We start from the raw sequence: 19816 nt of genomic DNA, 5'->3' as shown, positions 1-19816 counted from the left end.
AGCACTGCCAGATCATCATCCAACGTGATCGCTACAGCTAGACTAGGGTGCGTATTCGATCCCGGCAAGCCAGCGCCCACATTTGTGCGCAATCTGGCGTCAACCTGGCATGAACTGTCATTAATGCTGCTGCAAATGCCCATAAAGTTTGGCGTACAAACCACCTTCGGCTATCAGTTGCTGATGGTCGCCATCCTCGGCAATTTGCCCGCCGTCGAACACCAGCACCCGATCGGCCTGCTTCACCGCCGACAACCGATGCGCAATGATCAGCGTAGTGCGGTGGCTCAGGAACTTCGCCAGCGCCTGGTGCAGGTTGTATTCGGTGGCAGCGTCCAGCGCCGAGGTCGCCTCGTCGAGAATCACCACCTTGGGTTCGGCCAGCACCATCCGCGCAATCGCCAGCCGTTGCCGCTGGCCACCGGACAAACGCACACCCGAACGTCCGACGATGCTGTCCAAACCATCAGGCAATGCTCGAACAGTTTGGTTCAGCTGGGCGATTTCCAGCGCTTGCCAACAAGCCTCGTCGCTGCGTACACGTCCCATCGTCAGGTTGGCGCGCACAGTGTCGTTGAACAGCGCGGGGTGTTGCAGGACCACGGCGACGTTTTCGCGCACGGTCTCCAGGCCGATCTCTTGCTGGGTCGAGCCACCGAAGCGGATGGTTCCGGCAAGGGGCGTGTACAACCCCAACAGCAACTGCACCAGCGTGCTTTTGCCACCGCCGCTGGCACCAACGATCGCCACTTTTTCACCGGGGGCGATGGACAGGTCCATCTGGTTCAACACCAACTCGTCGCCGTATCCGAAACTCAAGCCCTGGACTTCAATGCCCACGGTGTCCCGTCCCTGGAACGGATCGACACCGCCGGGGTATTGCGGCTCATCGGCGCGGGCCAGCAGCTCGTTGATCCGCGACAGCGCACCGCCAGCGGCGTAATAGGCGTACTGCAAATTGAGCAACTGCTCCACTGGACCGATCATGAACCACAGGTAGCTGAACACCGCCAGCATCTGGCCGATGGACAAGTCGGAGAACAATACGGTGAGCATCGCCGCAGCGCGGAAAATATCGATGCCGAACTGGAACAGCAAGCCACTGGCGCGGTTCGACGCATCGGTCTTCCACTGAGAGTTAACGGCGTAATCGCGCACTTCCCGGGCTCGATGCCCCAGACGCCCGAGGAAAAACCCCTGACGGTTGCCGGCACGCACTTCCTGAATCGAGTCGAGGGTTTCGGTCAGGGCCTGGGTAAAACGCGAGGTGCTGTCGTTCTCGAGCTTCTTCAGGTGTTTGACCCGCTTACCCAGTTGCACCGTGGCGTAGATCACCAGCGGATTGAACAGCATGATCAGCAGCGCCAGCTTCCAGTGCATCCAGATCAGAATGCTCGCGGTGCCGACCAGTGTCAGCATCGCCACGAGGAATCGACTGAGTGTCTCGCCGACAAATTTGTCCAGCGTGTCCAGGTCCGTGACCAGGTGCGTAGTCACCGTGCCGCTGCCCAGGCTTTCGTATTCGCCCAGGGAAATGCGCTTGAGCCGTTCGATCAGCCGTATACGGATGCGATACACGATGTCTTTGGCCAGCGCCGCGAACAATTTCGCCTGCACCACGTTGAACAGCAAGGCACCACAACGCAACAACAAGGTCACCAGCAGCATCAGGCCGATGTAACCCGCTGCTTTTTGCCAGTGTTCAGGCAACGCATGGTTCATGATTTTCAGTGCGGAATCGCCGTGACCCAGCAGCACTTCGTCTACCAGCAATGGCAGCAGCAAAGGAATCGGCACGCTGCACAGGGTGGCCAACACCGCCACGCCATTGGCGATCCACAGAGATTTTTTATGGTGAAGGGCCAAGCGACGGATTTCAGCCCAACTCAGCCGATCGACACGCTTGGGAGCTGGCGTGTCATCGGGCACGTCATGCACAGGCAGCGCGCTCCAGCCAACGGCCGAGCAATGGCGACAGTTCACTCAAGGGTTGATAGCCATTGGTCAACAGCGCCAGTTGCCCATTACGTTCGGCCAACAGCGTAGGGAATCCGGCGATGCCGAGGTCCTGGACCCAGGTGAAATCGGCAGCCGTCGCGGCGTGCTGATCGGCACGGTCGAACGCGGCAGCAAACTCGATGCGCGGCAGGCCGGCCTGCTCGGCCAACTCGACCAGAACACTGGCGTGGGTGACGTCTCGGCCTTCAGCGTAGAACGCGTGCTGAATCAGCCCGAGCAGCTTCCACGCGCAATCCGGCGCCAGGTTGCGCGCAGTGACCAGAGCCCTGCACGCAGGCTCGGTGTCGTAGACAAAACCTTCAGGCAACGCGCCTTCGGTCTTGAACGGTTGGCCGGTGGCCTCGTTGACGGCCTGCCAATGCTCAAGGATATAGCGCCGGGTGGTCGGCTCCAATGCGGAGCCGCTGCCGGTGCGCAAGCCACCCACCACCAGATGCACGTCCACCCCTGCCGCCTGCGCCTGCTCGACCAGCGCGTTGGCGACCGGCGCAAAGCCCCAGCACCAGGAACACATCGGGTCCATCACATAGAGCAGACGTTGGGCAGACATGGTTCAAGCCTCTGAAGGAGTTTGCTTGTAGTTGTAGCCGATCGGGTGAGGCAGGTTGCGCGCCTTGGCCAGTTCGATCTGCTTCTGCCGATCAATGGCGCTGCGGCGGGTTTTCTCGCTGAGCGTATCCCAGCAATGCGGGCAACTGATGCCGGCCACATAATGCTCGGATGTGCGGTCTTCGACGCTGATCGGCGTACGACAGGCATGACATTGATCGTAGTCGCCTTCGCTAAGGTCGTGACGAACGGTCACGCGGTTATCGAACACGAAGCAGTCGCCCTGCCATTTGGTTTCTTCCTGCGGCACCTCTTCGAGGTACTTCAGAATACCGCCCTTGAGGTGATAAACCTCGTCGAAGCCTTGACTGAGCATATAGCTCGAGGCCTTTTCACAACGAATGCCGCCGGTGCAGAACATCGCGACTTTCTTGTGCACGGCCGGGTCGAAGTGGGCTTTGATGTAGTCGGGAAATTCGCGAAAGCTGGTGGTTTTCGGATCGATGGCGCCTTCGAAGGTGCCGATTGAGACTTCATAGTCGTTACGGGTGTCGATCAACAGCACTTCAGGATCGCTGATCAGGGCGTTCCAGTTCTCTGGATCGACGTAAGTGCCGACCTTTTTGTTCGGGTCCACGCCTTCAACGCCGAGGGTGACGATTTCTTTCTTGAGTTTGACCTTGGTGCGGTAGAACGGCTGGTCGTCGCAGTACGACTCTTTGTGGTCGATATCGTCCATGCGCGGGTCGTTCTTGAGCCAGGCCATCAGCCCGTCAATACCTTCGCGGCTGCCGGACACAGTGCCGTTGATGCCTTCTTCGGCGATCAGCAGCGTGCCTTTGATGCCGTTGTCGACCATCGCTTGCAGCAGTGGCTCGCGCAGGGCGACGTAATCTTCCAGAGTGACGAACTTATACAGTGCCGCCACGACAATCTGTTGTGTCATGGGTGATTCTCCAGGTGGCTACCCTCGTAAGGGGTGAACCGGATGCGAAAAAAAACGCGCCGGGTGAGCGGCGCGTTGCGGATTCTAGCAAAAATGGTGTGGGTTTAGGACTGGGATCTAAAAGTCTGGTGAGAACCATTGTGGCGAGGGGATTTATCCCCGCTGGGCTGCGAAGCAGACCTGAAAATATCAGCCTCACTGAGGCGTTTCAGACAAACCGAGCTGCCGGTTTTACGACTGCTTCGCAGCCGAACGGGGATGAATCCCCTCGCCACAAAGCCCTCGCCACAACAGCTCTTCAACCCGTCACATCAATGCTTGCTACCGCCAGCACAGGTCGGCGAGGCCGGAGCCGCGTCGATCTGAGCCCATTCTTCCGGCGTGTAGGTATGCAGCGCCAACGCATGGAATTCGCCCATCAGCTCGCCGAGCGTGCCGTAGACTTTTTGGTGTCGCTTGACCCGGTTGAGCCCTTCGAACTGCTGGCTGACCACCACGGCCTTGAAGTGGGTCTGCAACCCACGGCTGTGCATGTGGCTTTCATCCAGCACTTGCAGATGCTGCGGCTGCAACAGGCCCAGCGTCGATTCGATGCGTTGTTGCATGGTCATACCCAACTCCGCTTAAGGCTTTTTCTTGGCTGGAGCGGCGGCGCCTTTAGGCTCCAGCTCGGCAGTCATGTCAGCCAGCAGTTTGTTGACCACAGGCACCGCGCTTTCCAGCTTGGCTTGAGTCATCTGGGCCGATTGCTGAGTCAGCTGCGGCATTTTTTCCAGGACTTTCTTGCCCAGTGGCGACTTGTAGAACGCGACCAGGTCTTTGAGCTCGGATTCGCTGAAGTTGGTGGTGTAGAGCTTGACCATGTCCGGCTTCAGCTTGTTCCAGCCAATGGCTTGGTCCAACGCGGCGTTGGCTTTGGCCTGGTAGGTTTCCAGCAAGGCTTTTTTCGACTCAGGGGCTTTGGTCTGTTCAAAGCGCTGAGCGAACATTTGCTGCACTTGCATGTACACCGGAGTGCCCAATTTGTCAGCGTGCGCCAGGGTCAGGAAAGCTTCGGCACTGGCGTTGTGGCTGGCGGTATCGGCAAAAACAGGGCCGCTGGCGCAAACCAGTGCAACCGCGGTACAGATGGCACGAAGACGAGTCATCGAGTTTCCTTTTCTAGCAGGCGAGGTAAAACCCCAAGGGCGTCCATTCTGCGCCTAAAAAAGTGTGTCACTCAACCCCAAGCCTTGTCGGGCCTGAATTAGAGGCGTTGAGCGGTCAAAATCCAGACTAATGGAACCACGGCCGGCGATCACGGCCTAAACTGCGCTATCGACTTACAGGAGTGTGCAAGATGAGCCGTATCGAAACCGACAGCCTTGGCCAGGTGGAAGTCCCGGATGAAGCCTACTGGGGCGCTCAGACGCAACGCTCGCTGATTAATTTCGCCATTGGCAACGAACGTATGCCGTTGGCCGTGCTGCACGCATTGGCCCTGATCAAGAAAGCCGCGGCGCGGGTCAATGACCGCAACGGTGATCTGCCTGCCGACATCGCCCGCCTGATCGAACAGGCCGCCGACGAAGTGCTCGACGGCAGCCACGACGACCAGTTCCCGCTGGTGGTCTGGCAGACCGGCAGCGGCACCCAGAGCAACATGAACGTCAACGAAGTGATCGCCGGACGCGCCAATGAACTGGCCGGTAACCCTCGCGGCGGCAAATCACCGGTTCACCCTAACGATCACGTCAACCGCTCCCAAAGCTCCAATGATTGCTTCCCGACCGCCATGCACATTGCCGCCGTTCAGGCGGTGCAGCAGCATTTGCTGCCGGCGATCAGTGAGCTCTCTGGCGGGTTGGCCGAGTTGTCGGCGCGACACATGAAACTGGTCAAGACCGGCCGTACCCATATGATGGACGCCACGCCGATCACCTTCGGCCAGGAACTCTCGGCGTTCATCGCGCAACTGGATTACGCCGAACGGGCGATCCGCAGCGCACTGCCGGCGGTCTGTGAACTGGCGCAGGGCGGCACGGCGGTCGGCACCGGGCTGAACTCACCCCACGGTTTTGGCGAGGCGATCGCTGCAGAGTTGGCCGCCCTTTCCGGCTTGCCGTTCGTCACCGCACCGAACAAGTTTGCCGCGCTGGCCGGCCATGAGCCGTTGACCACCCTGTCGGGGGCGCTGAAAACCCTTGCCGTGAGCCTGATGAAAATCGCCAACGACCTGCGTCTGCTGGGTTCCGGGCCGCGCGCAGGTTTCGCCGAAGTGAAGCTGCCAGCCAACGAACCGGGCAGCTCAATCATGCCGGGCAAGGTCAATCCGACCCAGTGCGAAGCGCTGTCGATGCTGGCGTGTCAGGTTTTGGGCAATGACGTCGCCATTGGTTTTGCGGCGAGTCAGGGGCACTTGCAGCTGAACGTGTTCAAACCGGTGATTATCCACAACTTGCTGCAATCGATCCGCCTGCTGGGCGATGGCTGCAGCAACTTCCAGCAGCACTGCATCGCAGGGCTTGAGCCAGATGCGCTGAAAATGGCTGAACACCTGGAGCGTGGGTTGATGCTGGTGACGGCGCTGAACCCGCACATCGGCTACGACAAATCGGCGGAGATTGCCAAGAAGGCCTACAACGAGGGACTGACACTGCGTGAGGCGGCGTTGCAGCTGGGGTATCTGACGGATGAGCAGTTTGATGCCTGGGTGAGGCCGGAGAATATGCTGGAAGCGGGCGCCAAGGGTTAAGATTTTCAGCGCCTGACAGTCAGTCTTCGCGGGCAAGCCTCGCTCCTACAGGGACTGAAGTGCGACATAGATCTTCTGTAGGAGCGAGGCTTGCCCGCGAAGAACGATAACGCGGTTTAACTGGCCGCCATCCGCACCTTGCGCGCCTTGAGCCCGGCAATCAGCGACGGCCCCAACGCCACCAACGCTGAACCCACCACCACCAACACCGCCCCGCCATACCCCAGACCATTGATCGTCTCGGCATGCACGTACTCCGGCCACGCCCACGCCGCCACGGCCACCGCGCCAAACGTCACCAACGGCGTAATCGCCAGCGTCGCACTCACCCGCGAAGCTTCCCAATGGGCCAGCGCTTCGGCAAATGCGCCATAGGCGATCAGGGTGTTCATGCAGCACGCCAGCAACAACCAGCCTTGCAGCGGGCTCAATTGCAGTGCCTCCAGCGGATGCACCCACGGCGTCAGCAACAGCGCGCAGAACAGGTAGATCACCATCATCACCTGCAACGAGTTCCATACCGTCAGCAATTGCTTCTGCCCCAGCGCGTAAAACGTCCAGACCGTCGACGCCAACAGCACCAGCAACACGCCTGCGGTGTAATCGGTCAACGAGGTCAACAACTCGGTCAAGCGTTGATTAAAGAAGAGTGCGAAGCCAATCAGCAGCACCAGCAGACCCATCCCCTGCCCCACACTGAACCGTTCCTTGAACACAAACAAACTGGCGATCAGCAACATGATCGGGCCCATCTGCACCACCAGTTGCGCGGTGCCGGGGCTGAGCAGGTTCAAGCCCATCAGGTACAACACGTAGTTGCCGACCAGACCAAGCACCGCCATCAACACCAGCCAGCCACCGCGCGGGCCGAGGACTTTGCGGCTCGGCAGGCGTTTGGTCGCCGCCAGATAGATGAACAGGCACCCACCGGACACCGTCAGGCGAAACCAGGTCACCGTCACCGGGTCCATCACCAGCAGGACTTGTTTGAGTTTGATCGGCAGGATTCCCCACAGCAGCGCGGTCAGCAAGGCCAGGGACAGACCGTAAACCCAGCGACCGGATGATATGTGCATGCGAACCCCAAAGCCAGATGGCAAGAAACACCATTCTAGGCGCAGACCCCGGCGCGACACAGGGACAGTTGGCGACTGACCGCGAATGAAACTGTGCAGGTCGCACCATTCATTTGGCGATGTGCCGTCGATCAGTTGGTCAGGCGCCGCAAGTGGTTCATGCATAAGCTCCTTGGATCCACCAACAGGAACATCCTTCAGGAGATAGCCATGTACGGCATGCGCGCCCAGGACACCGCCCCCGCCACGCACTTTCGCTGCGACCGAGTGTGCCGTGTGAACGGGGAATTGTTTTTCAGCACCCGGGAAAACACGCTGGAGGGGCCGTTTGATAATCCGCAGTCGGCAGAGCGGGAGATTCAGGCCTACATTGCGCGGATGCAGGTTTTGGGTGCCCACCGTTGACCGAGGTGCGGCCTTCGCGAGCAAGCCCGCTCCCACACTAGACCGAGTTCCCCATAGGAATGCGGTCAACTGTGGGAGCGGGCTTGCTCGCGAAGGCGATTAAACATTCAGCACATATTGAATGGCCTATCGCACCGCTTCAAACAACCCGGTCGCCCCCATCCCGCCACCCACGCACATGGTGACGACGCCGTAACGCAAGTTGCGCCGCTGCAACTCACGCACGATGTGCCCCACCTGACGCGAGCCGGTCATGCCGAACGGGTGGCCGATGGAAATCGAGCCGCCATTGACGTTGTACTTGTCGTTATCGATCTCCAGGCGGTTGCGGCTGTACAGGCACTGAGAGGCAAACGCTTCGTTGAGTTCCCAGAGATCAATGTCGGCCACCTGCAAGCCTTTGGCCTTGAGCAATTTCGGCACCGAGAACACCGGACCGATGCCCATCTCGTCCGGCTCGCACCCGGCCACCGCGAAACCACGGAAGAACGCCTTTGGCTTGAGTCCCAGTGCCAGGGCTTTTTCCAGGCTCATGACCAGCGTCATCGAAGCGCCATCAGACAGTTGCGACGAGTTACCCGCCGTCACCGAACCGTCCTCGGCAAACACCGGTTTCAACCCGGCCAGGCTTTCAAGGGTGGTGTCCGGGCGGTTGCAGTCGTCGCGATCGACGATCCCGTCGAGGATCTGGATCTGACCGGTGGCCTTGTCTTCAACCCGGTACTTCACCGCCATCGGCACGATTTCATCATCGAACAAGCCAGCGGCCTGAGCCTGGGCAGTACGTTGCTGACTTTGCAGGGCGTACAGATCCTGCTCCTGGCGACTGATGCTGTAACGACGTGCGACGATTTCGGCGGTCTGGCCCATCGGGAAATAGATGCCCGGCACCTGCTCTTTCAGGAGCGGGTTGATCAGGTTGTCGGTGTTGACGCTTTTCATGGTCAGGCTGATGGATTCGACGCCACCGGCCACGATGATGTCGCTGCAGCCCGAGGCGATCTGGTTGGCGGCGATGGCGATGGCCTGCAAGCCCGACGAGCAGAAACGGTTGAGGGTCATACCGGCGGTGCCGGTGCCCAGACGCGACAACACCGCGACGTTGCGACCGATGTTGTAACCTTGGGCGCCTTCGTTGGAGCCCGCGCCGACGATGCAATCCTCAACGCTGGCCGGGTCGATACCGGTGCGCGCCAACAAGGCATCGACACAATGCGCCGCCATGTCATCCGGACGGGTCTGGTTGAACTTGCCGCGAAAGGATTTGGCCAAGCCGGTCCGCACGCTGTCGACGATCACCACTTCACGCATGGCATACCTCATTGTTGTTGTGGGTTGAGAGTGGACCGAGCATAAGTCCACCCCATAACCGACCGCGACAATCATTCACCCCGCGTATGCGTAACCATCGGCTCACGACTTGTGTTTTTTACCCATCCTGTCGTGCTTGTCTGATTTCTCGAACGCTTCTTCCAGCGCATGGTTGATCGTGCGCAGGACCTTGACCCGGGCCCAGCGCTTGTCATTGGCCTCTACCAAGGTCCACGGCGAGATTTCGGTGCTGGTGCGGTCAACCATATCGCCGACGGCCGCACGGTAAGCGTCCCACTTGTCCCGGTTGCGCCAGTCGTCTTCAGTGATCTTGAAACGTTTGAAGGGAATTTCTTCCCGCGCCTCGAAACGCTCCAGTTGCGTCTGTTTGTCGATGGCCAGCCAGAACTTGACCACGATGAGGCCCGACTCGGAAATCTGCTCTTCGAAATCATTGATCTCGCTGTAGGCCCGCAGCCAGTCCGCCGGTGGACAGAAGCCTTCGACACGCTCCACCAGCACACGCCCGTACCAGGAACGATCGAACACCGTGAACTTGCCCTTGGCCGGAAGGTGCCGCCAGAAGCGCCACAAATACGGTTGCGCCCGTTCCTCCTCGGTGGGCGCGGCAATCGGCACGATGCTGTATTGGCGTGGATCGAGCGCCGCCGCGACGCGACGAATCGCCCCTCCCTTGCCGGCCGCATCATTGCCTTCGAACACCGCGACCAAGGCGTGTTGGCGCATGCGCTTGTCGCGCATCAGGCCCGAGAAGCGCGCCTGCTCGGTAATCAGTTGTTCTTCGTAATCGTCCTTGTCCAGGCGCTGGCTCAAGTCGAGGCTGTCGAGCAGGCTCAACTGATCGACATGGATCGGCAGCGGCGCAGCATTGACTTTGGCGGGATGAATCCTGGATCGCTTCAAGGCACTTTGCAGACCTTCGAGGAGGATTTTGCCCACCGCCAGGCTGCGGTAATGCGCATCCACGCCTTCAATCACATGCCAGGGCGCGTAGTCGCGGCTGGTGCGGCGCAACACCCGCTCGCCGTACTTCACGAATTTGTCGTAGGTCCGCGATTGTTGCCAGTCCAGCGGGCTGATACGCCAGCTGTGCAAGGGGTCGTCGGCGAGTGCCTTGAGACGCGCCTTCATTTGCTTCTTGGAGAGGTGAAACCAGAACTTGAAGATCAGCGCGCCCTCGTCGCAGAGCATTTTTTCAAAACGCTCGGACTGGTTGATCGCTTGATCCAGCACCGCGTCCTTGAACAACCCATGGACCCGGCCCTGCAGCATCTGGCTGTACCAGTTGCCGAAGAAAATACCCATGCGCCCCTTGGCCGGGAGCATCCGCCAATACCGCCAGGCCGGAGGGCGCGCCAGCTCCTCGTCGGTCTGCTGATCGAAGGTGCGGACTTCGATCAGGCGCGGGTCCATCCACTCGTTGAGCAACTTGACCGTCTCGCCCTTGCCGGCGCCTTCGATGCCGTTGATCAGGATGATCACCGGAAAGCGCTTTTGCTGCTGAAGCTCGAACTGCGCTTCGAGCAACGCTTCACGCAGCGCCGGTTCTTCAGCTTCATAGGTTTCTTTGTCGATGGCGTGACCGATTTCAGCAGATTCGAACATGAATGGCTCCCTTCCCAGATTGAGCAAGACTAGCGGATTGACCTCGTCAGCGTGGGAGAAATCCATTTCTTCACCGCAACCACAGTTCCCTGTAGCAGCTGCCGAGGCACGAGGCTGCGTTGGGCTGCGCAGCGCGCCCTCGAGGGCGGTCCTGCGGACACGCAACGCAGCCTCGTGCCTCGGCAGCAGCTACAGGATTTTCTGCGCGTCGGCGGTCGTGCAGGCACCGCCACGTCGATCAGCTAGAATGGCCGCCTTGCCGTTGCCGAGCCTGCCATGAAACCTGTATTGCCTCACGCCCAACTTGACTGGGACGACCAGGGTCGCCCGTATTCGCGGGTGTTCGACGACGTCTATTTTTCGGACAAGTCAGGCCTTGAAGAAACCCGTTACGTATTCCTCGAACAGAACGGTTTGCGTGAACGCTTTGCCGCGTTGCCGGACGGCGGTCGATTGGTCATTGGCGAAACCGGTTTCGGCACCGGGCTTAACTTCCTCTGCGCCTGGCAGTTGTTCGAGCAGCACGCGGTGACCGGTGCGCGACTGCATTTTGTCAGCGTCGAAAAGTACCCGCTGAGCCAACCAGACTTGCAGCGGGCCTTGGCCTTATGGCCAGAGCTCAAGCCGTTTGCCGATCAATTGCTGGCGCAATACGTGGCGATCCATCAAGGCTTCCAGCGACTGGTGCTGGACAACGGTCGCGTCACCCTGACACTGCTGATCGGTGATGCGCTGGAGCAATTGCCGCAACTGGACGCACAGATTGATGCCTGGTTTCTCGACGGCTTCGCCCCGGCAAAAAACCCCGACATGTGGACCGCCGAACTGTTCGCCGAACTGGCGCGTCTGGCCGCGCCCGGATCGACCCTCAGCACTTTCACCAGTACCGGTTGGGTACGCCGTCTGCTGAACGCGGCGGGTTTCAAGATGAAGCGCACGCCCGGCATCGGCCACAAATGGGAAATCCTGCGCGGTGTGTTTCTCGGCTGGCCTGAAGACGCCCCGACAGCCGCCGCCGCCAAACCCTGGTTTGCACGCCCGACACCCTTGACCGGCGAACGTCATGCGCTGGTGATCGGCGCAGGCCTGGCCGGTTGCGCCACCGCCGCCAGCCTGGCGGCGCGGGGTTGGCGCGTCAGTTTGCTGGAGCGGCACGATGCGTTGGCGCAGGAAGCCTCGGGTAATCCACAGGGTGTTCTGTACCTCAAGCTTTCGGCCCATGGCACAGCTTTGTCACAGTTGATTGTCAGTGGTTTCGGCCACACCCGGCGCCTGCTGGAGCATTTGCAGCGCAGCGTCGACTGGGACGATTGCGGCGTGCTGCAACTGGCCTTCAACGCCAAGGAAGCGGAACGACAGGCGCAATTGGCGCAAGCGTTCCCCGCAGACTTGCTGCACACACTCGATCGAGAACACGCCGAGATTCGCGCGGGTATCGCGTTGCAATCGGGCGGTCTGTTTTACCCCGAAGGCGGCTGGGTGCATCCGCCAGCCCTGTGCGCATGGCAAGCCACGCATCCGGATATCCAGCTCCTGCCCCATCACGATGTACTGGAATTGCGTCGTGTCGAGGGGCAATGGCAAGCGTGGGATGGCAACACGTTGCTGGCCAACGCGCCGGTGGTGGTGCTGGCCGGTGCGGCCGACATCAAGCGTTTCGACTTCAGCAGCGATTTGCCGCTCAAACGTATTCGCGGACAGATCACCCGCTTGCCCCAGACACCGGCGAGCCAAAACCTGAGCACCGTGGTGTGCGCCGAGGGTTATGTTGCGCCGGCCCGCCTGGGTGAACACACCCTGGGTGCGAGTTTCGATTTCAACAACGACGACCTGACGCCCACCACCGCCGAGCACGCCGGCAACCTGCAGATGCTCGAAGAAATTTCGGTGGATCTGGTCGCTCGACTCGGTGCTGACACCTTGCAACCCGATGCACTTGAAGGTCGCGCGGCATTTCGCTGCACCAGCCCGGATTACCTGCCGATCGTCGGCCCTTTGGCTGACAGCCAGGCCTTCGCCGACGCCTACATCGCCCTGAGCAAAGATGCCCGGCAAACGCCGGACATCCCTTGCCCATGGCTGGACGGCTTGTACGTCAACAGCGGCCACGGTTCGCGAGGGCTGATTACCGCGCCGTTGTCAGGCGAGTTGCTAGCAGCCTGGCTCGACAACGAGCCGCTGCCATTGCCCAGAGCCGTGGCCGAGGCGTGTCATCCGAATCGCTTTGCCTTGCGGCGACTGATTCGAGGCAAGGCCTGAGGCGTTCAGTCCAGTGCAAAGCAAGTCCTTGACTCGTCAGCCTTCATGGCCTTCTCGGTCAGAAGCTTCAACATAGCAGTCTCGGCTTTGTTCAATTCTTCGGCGATGCCGTCGACCTGCGTTCGGTAGTTTGCGCCAAGCGTCGCCTCGTTTTCAAAGGCTGTCTCCATCCGCACGTGAAAGGGCGCCGTCAGGTCGGTGAATTGTTTGCCATGATGCTGTCGCAAAAAGTCGCTCCAGAACGTGCGGCCACGGATGTAAGTCGATAGCTCAGGTGAGATTTCTGCGGTAATGACCTTGTTGTAGGCAGCATCCAGATCCTTTGCTGTTACGCCACTTAGTGATGCATAACGCATATGCCGGGGCTGACCGACCAGTTCGAGCCTGTCGGCCAGGCCAGTGCGATAAGCCAGCTCTACTTCCACTGCATCGAGTGCAGGATTGGCTTGGGCCTTTTCCCTAGCCATTCTGGAAAGATAATCCAGACGGAACAGGCTTCGCCCAAGTCTCAGTAGCCGAGCGGCCTGATCATGGGCGTTGGCGGACTGTCGAACCACCCTGTCGATCTCGACGGTGACCTCAAGATTACTGAAGAGCGTCGCCGCGTCATCAGCGCAATTGGCTTTCACTGCCATCGACAGCAATTGGGTGCATAACGCCGAGTCCGTCCGAGTCGCCTCAATGACACTCCAGACGCGCCGGGTCATGTCTTCGTTCACAAAGCGGCTATCCGCCGAGCTCCCGACTTCTGCCAGCAATTCAAAGAATTCTTTCGATCCGGGTTCGTTCTTCAGCGCCAGCCATGCACGATTACGACTGGCATAGGTCTCTTCAACCGGCTTTGGCATCCACAGGTCTCGAGCTCTTTGATCATCGAGCACCGCAGTATCATTTGGCAGCAGCCCCATCCCGACGCCCGTATTGTTACGGTAGGTAATTAGCCTTGTACGGCTCGCCGCGGATATGGGGTTATGGCGCAAGTTGATCGCCCGAGCGAATCGCTGAGGGAGTTGGAACAGCCATTGCGGCAACTCCCGAATCTGGTTTCCTCGCAGGTCCACCAAGTCCAGATACGGCAAGCGGGCAAGCCCGACAGGCAGTTCCGTAGCGTGGGTATCGCGCAGTAACAGCTCTTTCAGATCCAGCATTTTGCTGACATCAATTGTGGCCCCCAAGCGATTGCCGCTCAGCCCCAACGTGCGCAAATTGCGCATGTCGGCCAGTTTGCGCAAGGTGTGTTCAGTCAGTTGTATCTGATTGCCCTCCAGGCTCAAATACTCAAGATCAGGCATGTGCGACAACACTTCAGGCAATCGTGTGAGTTGATTGCGGTCCAGTTTCAGGGTGACAAGTCCTTTGAACGATTTGAGGAAATACGCCAGTTCATCACCCGCCTGCATGTCCTTGACTGAAAGGCTGCGCACATGGGCGACATCCTGTTCGGTCAGCGCTGGCAATGGGCCTACAGGGTTGCGCTCCAGCGTGAGCATTGCAGAAGGCTGATTTTGCCAGGCTATCCGGCGCCAGCAGTTTTCGATGGCATTGGCCACTTGACGACGGCTGACACGGATATCGTTGAGCGACCCCGGCAGCTTCTTCATTGCCACTTCATCGTCACGCCAGGTGTGCAACACGCCGATCAGGTTTTTCAGTTGCTGTTGCAGCTCCTTGATTCGATTCACCCGCTGCATCTGGGTGCTGCCGGCGTTGTCGAGAAACGTCGAAACCTGGGCATCGGTGAACAGCGGATAGAGCTTTCTGACTTTACGAATCATGCCCCTTGCATGAGAGCCCGCAGCGGGGGGATCCGCCAGGACACAGGCAGAAAGATGTTTGGGTGTGTCACTGCGCTCCCCCCGTAGCACCCGGCCGGCATGTGCCGGATCGCCGGTGGCGGCCCTCGACAGGCGTGACCGTAGCGTCGGGATATCCAGCCTGTCGGTGCCAGTGAATCCCATGCGGGTGCGCTGGGTGGCAGACAATGCATCCAGTATCGACTCAAGCAGCGTTTCGCTCACTGCTGTGCTAAACACACTGCCATTGGTTTGGGTGACCTGATAGCCGTTGGACGTCTTGACGATTATCCCGCGTGACGGCGCATCCGCGTCGCCCACGCTGTCCAGCAAGGTGCCGGTCACTGAACCCTGTCGCACTTCAAGTCGACCGCTGTCATCCCAGCCTTGCACCCTATCCATCAACCCGATCGTCAGCTTGTCGGTGTCGGCATTGGCCAGTTGCGGGAGATGCAACCCGGTGAGCGCACGGTCCAGCCTGATCACCGCCTGTGTCTCACTGACCTGCCCGGCGAGATCCACTCCGAGGATCTTGCGGTCACGCAGAAAGCTGCGATCCCAGCCAGAAGCGTTATCCAGCAATTCCTGACACACCTGTGTGGGAAGGTCAGCGGCGTGTTCGCGCAGTATCGCCACGTCACCGGCGGCAGTGCCGTCCCAGGTTTCATAGAGCCACTGAAACAGCGGCTGGCGATCACTCTTGAGGCTTGTCGCGATCTTCTTTGCCAACAGCTGCGATTTGGATTCAGTGGTCGTGCGACCGAGCATGCCCTCCACGTCTGTCGGATAAAGGCCACTGATCACGGTATCGAGCAATTTCCCCGAATCCAGATCCGCCTGAGGAACGTGCACGCTGTTTTCGTCATCGTCGTGTGGTGCTGTCTTGGGGAAGCGGGACACGACCAGGTCCTCCTCGTCGCGTACTTCAATGAAGCGCTCCGCCGGCCAGCCGGGCAGCCTCGGCAGTGTATGCAGTTGCTCCTGAATGAAGTCCTTGTTCGCGGTCTCTCCCCGCTCCATTGCCGCGACCATCGCGGTGATGCGTCGGTCAATCCTGATGCGCTCAATACAATCATTCAGCCGCTGCGGTAACTTGAGGTGGCTTTCATGGAGCTGGTGCAACGTGTCAGGCGTCATGTCGGTCATGTCGGCAATCGCTTCCAGATCACTGCCGAGATCGCTCAGGCGCGGGTCCGTTCGTCCCAGTGCATAAGCACCGCCGCGCCACTCGTGCGCGTGTTCATAAACATGCCGCCAGCCACCTTCCACATTTCGTTCCACGGCAGGCTGAAAGGCGTCAGTGCGCACAGGATGATTGAGGGTCCATGCCGATCCCGCAGCGTTGCGGGTGGCTCGATAAGGGGCTCCTTCCATGACGATCGACGTCTGTCCGGCATGTCGGTAAAGACCTTGCGCATCAGGTTGCAGGTCGACTGGCAGAGCCGTGGTCTGTTTATAGGGTTCGAGGTCGGGTTTCCATAACCTTGCTTTGCCATCAGCGCGAGTGACGGCCTCGAAACCGTCGAAGAATGCCGCCTGCTCCTTCGCACCCTTACTGATAGCTGTCGCGACGATTTTTCCTCCGATGGCAAACGCTGCCAGCTGAGCGACGTTTTCCACAACACCGAGCAAATGGGATAACGCCTCGGTCCGCTCGCCGTGCGTCCAGTCAACCACACCTTCATACACCTCACTGACGATGTCGACGACCGCCGCAGCCAGCATCAATTGGCCGATTACGGGTATGAAAAAAGCGGCTGCGTTTAGTAGAAGAAGACCGCCATCCAGCAATGTCTGAAGGTTTTTTTCCCGTTGTTGCTCATCGACATCTTCAGTCGGCACGGCAAGAGTTCGCGCGTCTTTTTGAGTCGTGCTGACAAAAGTACTGAAGAAAAAATCGGCCAGGCAAGTGTCGGCAGGAGCAGCAGCGAGCGTACCCAAGGACTTGCCCTTGTCAAACCGGGTAAAAAACCCGGTTTTATCGTGGCCGTGCAGGTACTGCTCGGCGAACGTTTTTCTGTAGCTTTTGCTTTGCAAGTGGAGGGTAAGGTAGACCTTGAACTCATCCAGCGAGGCGTATTCATACAGCGGTCGCCGGGGTTCGTTCGGCATGTAAACCACACATCGGGCCTTCGGCTCGGTATCGATGGAGGCTTTGGTAAATACCAGCGCCCCACAGAGGCAGGTGTCATGAATCATCAAGCCCTGCCACTGCACCGGCCCGCCATCAAAAAGAGCATCCTTGGTTTGAGCCGCAGGGAGATCCTGATCGATCACACTCAGCAGCATTGTGTAAGCAGCGGGCGTGATGGCCTTCTTCAGAGAGGCCATGTGGAGGGCGACTCGCATGTCCAGCACCTTCAACCGCCGGATATCCGCGACGCTGGCCCGATTATCGACAGGCGCATCATCTGCGGGTTTGGCCGGCAATGCCAAGGCCTCGTCGATATGGCGCTGATAGCGGGCCCCCAGATCGAGTTCACGACAGAGTGCGGCGAATTTTTCAGGGGTTGTTTCAGCGTCTGATTGGGCCTGTTCGTTGATTCGTATGACCGAGTCCGCTGGAAAACCGCCGCTCCTCGTTTCCTCAGAGGTGAAGTTTTCCATGGCCGCCTGGAGCAGGCTGCGTGAGGTGGTAGTTTCTTTATCCGTGGAGCCGATGACTGGGAGCACACCTGTTGAGGTGTAGGTTTTTTTTGTGATGTCCAGCGTGTCCCGATTGACGTCGAAATCGATCGTCCATTTACCCTTGAGGAACCCGGTCAGTTGCTCTTTGCAGAACGCGTCCAACGGCTTGAGCTTTTTGAGCGCCTCTGTGACCTTGCCCTGGGCAACAAAAGACTGCTCGAACGCAACCTTCAGAGCCTGTACCACGCTCAGATCTGCAGTCGCCAACCATTGTGGAATAGACGCTTGCAGCACTTGCGCCTTGTCCAGATCGCCAGTGTGTTCCAACAACGCTTCGAGACGTTGTGCCGATGTCATTGGCACCGCTACCGGGGCGGTTTTGGCAGTCGTAGCCAGCATGAGCAATATCCTTATTGCGATAAGAGACGCTCAGTTTAGGAAGCCCGGCAGGCAATTGATAATTCGAATACCGGGTCGAACTGCAGCGCATCCAAGCAGCAACTTCTATGCATCCCAGCAATAATTACCGCCACGGCCAAAGTCATTTCTGCCGTGCCTGCCAGCCGTCCAGCAATCCCTGCTTATAACCCATCGTTCTAAAACTCCCACAACCGAGGCGGGTCAGTTTCTGAGTACCCGCCGTTTTGGCCGGGTATCGATAAACCCTCCCCAACGGAAAAACCGGTAAGGACTTTATGTGCGGATTAGCTGGCGAGTTACGCTTTGATCAACAACCTGCGGACCTCGCGGCCGTTGAACGAATCACCCATCACTTGGCCCCTCGCGGTCCGGATGCGTGGGGCTTTCACAGCCAAGGGCCGATTGCCTTGGGCCACCGTCGCCTGAAAATCATGGACCTGTCGGACGGCTCGGCTCAGCCGATGGTCGACAACCCGTTGGGCTTGTCCCTGGCCTTCAACGGCGCGATTTACAACTTCCCGGAACTGCGCACCGAGCTTGAAAGCCTCGGCTATGCCTTCTATTCCGGTGGTGACACCGAGGTGCTGCTCAAGGGCTATCACGCCTGGGGTGAAGCGCTGCTGCCGAAACTCAATGGCATGTTCGCCTTCGCCATCTGGGAGCGTGACGCCAAGCGTCTGTTTATCGCTCGTGACCGTCTCGGCGTGAAGCCGCTGTACCTGTCGCGCACCGGCCAGCGCCTGCGCTTCGCCTCGGCGTTACCGGCGTTGCTCAAGGGCGGCGACATCAACCCGATCCTCGACCCGGTGGCGCTCAATCACTATCTGAATTTCCACGCGGTGGTTCCTGCCCCGCGCACCTTGCTGGCCGGCATCGAAAAACTGCCGCCTGCAACGTGGATGCGCATCGAAGCGGACGGCAGCACCGAGCAGAAAACCTGGTGGACCCTGCCCTACGGCCCACACGCCGACGAGATGAATCTGACACTCGAAGACTGGCGTGACCGCGTACTCGACAGCACCCGCGACGCGGTGGCGATTCGTCAACGTGCGGCCGTGGACGTCGGCGTACTGCTTTCGGGCGGTGTCGATTCGAGCATGTTGGTGGGCCTGTTACGTGAAGTCGGCGTGGAGAATCTGTCGACCTTCTCCATCGGTTTTCAGGATGCCGGCGGCGAACGTGGCGATGAGTTCCAGTATTCGGACTTGATCGCCAAGCACTACAACACGCAGCACCACCAACTGCGCATCGATGAGAAAGAGATCATCGAGCAACTGCCCGCGGCGTTCCGCGCCATGAGCGAGCCGATGGTCAGCCATGACTGCATCGCCTTTTACTTGCTGTCCCGGGAAGTGGCCAAGCATTGCAAAGTGGTGCAGAGCGGCCAGGGTGCGGACGAATTGTTCGCCGGTTATCACTGGTATCCGCAAGTCGATGGCGCCGCCGATCCGTACGCGGCCTATCGCGATGCGTTCTTCGACCGCAGCTACGAGGATTACGCCGCCACCGTGCAACCGAAATGGCTGACGGCGAATGACGCAGCCGGTGACTTCGTGAAGGAGCATTTCGCACAACCCGGCGCCGATGCGGCGGTGGACAAAGCCTTGCGTCTGGACAGCACGGTGATGCTGGTGGACGACCCGGTCAAACGCGTCGACAACATGACCATGGCCTGGGGCCTGGAAGCGCGTACGCCGTTTCTTGACTATCGCCTGGTGGAACTGTCAGCCCGGGTGCCCGGCAAATTCAAACTGCCGGATGGCGGCAAGCAAGTGTTGAAAGAAGCTGCGCGACGGGTGATTCCGAGTGAAGTGATTGACCGAAAAAAAGGTTACTTCCCGGTCCCTGGCCTGAAGCATTTGCAGGGCGACACGCTGAACTGGGTGCGCGAACTGCTGCTTGATCCAAGCCAGGATCGCGGCCTGTTCAACCCGGCCATGCTCGACCGCCTGCTGACCGATCCGCAAGGCCAGTTGACCCCGTTGCGCGGCTCCAAGCTGTGGCAATTGGCGGCCCTGAACCTGTGGTTCAGTGAACAAGGAATCTGATC

Annotated in this window: 13 protein-coding genes; 4 read left to right on the top strand and 9 right to left on the bottom strand. The window is 59.4% G+C overall.

The window, feature by feature from the left end:
* Nucleotides 1-120 precede the first annotated feature (120 nt).
* From EYC95_RS16765 to EYC95_RS16745, 5 genes are all read right to left on the bottom strand, one after another.
* Nucleotides 121-1938, bottom strand: coding sequence for an ABC transporter ATP-binding protein (locus EYC95_RS16765; RefSeq protein WP_131061356.1), 1818 nt, complete (start codon nucleotides 1936-1938; stop codon nucleotides 121-123).
* Nucleotides 1931-2533 carry a DsbA family protein gene (locus tag EYC95_RS16760; RefSeq protein ID WP_178083841.1) on the bottom strand — a complete coding sequence of 201 codons (603 nt, stop codon included), beginning with the start codon at nucleotides 2531-2533 and terminating at the stop codon, nucleotides 1931-1933. The genes EYC95_RS16765 and EYC95_RS16760 overlap by 8 nt, the downstream gene beginning before the upstream one ends.
* Nucleotides 2534-2572: 39 nt before the next feature.
* Nucleotides 2573-3514 carry a rhodanese-related sulfurtransferase gene (locus EYC95_RS16755; RefSeq protein ID WP_131061354.1) on the bottom strand — a complete coding sequence of 314 codons (942 nt, stop codon included), beginning with the start codon at nucleotides 3512-3514 and terminating at the stop codon, nucleotides 2573-2575.
* A 311-nt stretch (nucleotides 3515-3825) separates the two neighbouring features.
* Nucleotides 3826-4125 carry a BolA family transcriptional regulator gene (locus EYC95_RS16750; RefSeq protein ID WP_008151216.1) on the bottom strand — a complete coding sequence of 100 codons (300 nt, stop codon included), beginning with the start codon at nucleotides 4123-4125 and terminating at the stop codon, nucleotides 3826-3828.
* Nucleotides 4126-4137: 12 nt separating this feature from the next.
* Entirely contained in the window at nucleotides 4138-4662 is a 525-nt protein-coding gene (locus EYC95_RS16745; RefSeq protein WP_109633752.1) for a DUF2059 domain-containing protein, read from the bottom strand.
* 191 nt (nucleotides 4663-4853) lie between these two features.
* Between EYC95_RS16745 and EYC95_RS16740 the strand changes: the two genes are divergently transcribed.
* Nucleotides 4854-6248, top strand: a complete 1395-nt coding sequence (locus EYC95_RS16740) for a class II fumarate hydratase (RefSeq protein WP_131061353.1) — start codon at nucleotides 4854-4856, stop codon at nucleotides 6246-6248.
* Nucleotides 6249-6364: 116 nt separating this feature from the next.
* On the opposite strand, the gene EYC95_RS16735 is transcribed toward EYC95_RS16740, so the two are convergent.
* Nucleotides 6365-7324, bottom strand: a complete 960-nt coding sequence (locus EYC95_RS16735) for a DMT family transporter (protein WP_131061352.1) — start codon at nucleotides 7322-7324, stop codon at nucleotides 6365-6367.
* 210 nt (nucleotides 7325-7534) lie between these two features.
* Between EYC95_RS16735 and EYC95_RS16730 the strand changes: the two genes are divergently transcribed.
* The gene (locus tag EYC95_RS16730; RefSeq protein ID WP_131061351.1) at nucleotides 7535-7729 is read left to right on the top strand and encodes a DUF6316 family protein; all 195 of its coding nucleotides are present in this window, start codon (nucleotides 7535-7537) and stop codon (nucleotides 7727-7729) included.
* Nucleotides 7730-7855: 126 nt separating this feature from the next.
* Here EYC95_RS16730 and EYC95_RS16725 read toward each other — a convergent pair whose 3' ends face one another.
* Nucleotides 7856-9040 carry a thiolase family protein gene (locus tag EYC95_RS16725; RefSeq protein ID WP_131061350.1) on the bottom strand — a complete coding sequence of 395 codons (1185 nt, stop codon included), beginning with the start codon at nucleotides 9038-9040 and terminating at the stop codon, nucleotides 7856-7858.
* Between the two features lie 102 nt (nucleotides 9041-9142).
* Complete coding sequence (pap, locus tag EYC95_RS16720; RefSeq protein WP_131061349.1) at nucleotides 9143-10666, bottom strand: polyphosphate:AMP phosphotransferase; 1524 nt, start codon at nucleotides 10664-10666, stop codon at nucleotides 9143-9145.
* Nucleotides 10667-10942: 276 nt separating this feature from the next.
* Between pap and mnmC the strand changes: the two genes are divergently transcribed.
* A complete protein-coding gene (gene mnmC, locus EYC95_RS16715) occupies nucleotides 10943-12925 on the top strand; it encodes a bifunctional tRNA (5-methylaminomethyl-2-thiouridine)(34)-methyltransferase MnmD/FAD-dependent 5-carboxymethylaminomethyl-2-thiouridine(34) oxidoreductase MnmC (RefSeq protein WP_131061348.1) in 1983 nt (660 codons plus the stop codon).
* 5 nt (nucleotides 12926-12930) lie between these two features.
* On the opposite strand, the gene EYC95_RS16710 is transcribed toward mnmC, so the two are convergent.
* The gene (locus tag EYC95_RS16710; protein ID WP_131061347.1) at nucleotides 12931-17745 is read right to left on the bottom strand and encodes an NEL-type E3 ubiquitin ligase domain-containing protein; all 4815 of its coding nucleotides are present in this window, start codon (nucleotides 17743-17745) and stop codon (nucleotides 12931-12933) included.
* 296 nt (nucleotides 17746-18041) lie between these two features.
* Here EYC95_RS16710 and EYC95_RS16705 point away from each other — a divergent pair, with 296 nt between their 5' ends.
* Nucleotides 18042-19814 carry an N-acetylglutaminylglutamine amidotransferase gene (locus EYC95_RS16705; protein WP_131061346.1) on the top strand — a complete coding sequence of 591 codons (1773 nt, stop codon included), beginning with the start codon at nucleotides 18042-18044 and terminating at the stop codon, nucleotides 19812-19814.
* Nucleotides 19815-19816 lie beyond the last annotated feature (2 nt).

The organism is Pseudomonas sp. BGI-2, assembly GCF_004310295.1.
GTDB lineage: Bacteria > Pseudomonadota > Gammaproteobacteria > Pseudomonadales > Pseudomonadaceae > Aquipseudomonas.
Note: the sequence above shows the minus strand (reverse complement) of the source record. Positions and strands in the feature narration are given on the sequence as shown.

Bases quoted from the DNA above. Each gene is read 5' to 3' on its own strand.
- EYC95_RS16760 (WP_178083841.1), bottom strand. From the start codon at position 2,533: ATGTGTTCCTGGTGCTGGGGCTTTGCGCCGGTCGCCAACGCGCTGGTC.
- EYC95_RS16755 (WP_131061354.1), bottom strand. From the start codon at position 3,514: ATGACACAACAGATTGTCGTGGCGGCACTGTATAAGTTCGTCACTCTG.
- EYC95_RS16750 (WP_008151216.1), bottom strand. From the start codon at position 4,125: ATGACCATGCAACAACGCATCGAATCGACGCTGGGCCTGTTGCAGCCG.
- EYC95_RS16745 (WP_109633752.1), bottom strand. From the start codon at position 4,662: ATGACTCGTCTTCGTGCCATCTGTACCGCGGTTGCACTGGTTTGCGCC.
- EYC95_RS16740 (WP_131061353.1), top strand. From the start codon at position 4,854: ATGAGCCGTATCGAAACCGACAGCCTTGGCCAGGTGGAAGTCCCGGAT.
- EYC95_RS16735 (WP_131061352.1), bottom strand. From the start codon at position 7,324: ATGCACATATCATCCGGTCGCTGGGTTTACGGTCTGTCCCTGGCCTTG.
- EYC95_RS16730 (WP_131061351.1), top strand. From the start codon at position 7,535: ATGTACGGCATGCGCGCCCAGGACACCGCCCCCGCCACGCACTTTCGC.
- EYC95_RS16725 (WP_131061350.1), bottom strand. From the start codon at position 9,040: ATGCGTGAAGTGGTGATCGTCGACAGCGTGCGGACCGGCTTGGCCAAA.
- pap (WP_131061349.1), bottom strand. From the start codon at position 10,666: ATGTTCGAATCTGCTGAAATCGGTCACGCCATCGACAAAGAAACCTAT.
- mnmC (WP_131061348.1), top strand. From the start codon at position 10,943: ATGAAACCTGTATTGCCTCACGCCCAACTTGACTGGGACGACCAGGGT.
- EYC95_RS16710 (WP_131061347.1), bottom strand. From the start codon at position 17,745: ATGCTGGCTACGACTGCCAAAACCGCCCCGGTAGCGGTGCCAATGACA.
- EYC95_RS16705 (WP_131061346.1), top strand. From the start codon at position 18,042: ATGTGCGGATTAGCTGGCGAGTTACGCTTTGATCAACAACCTGCGGAC.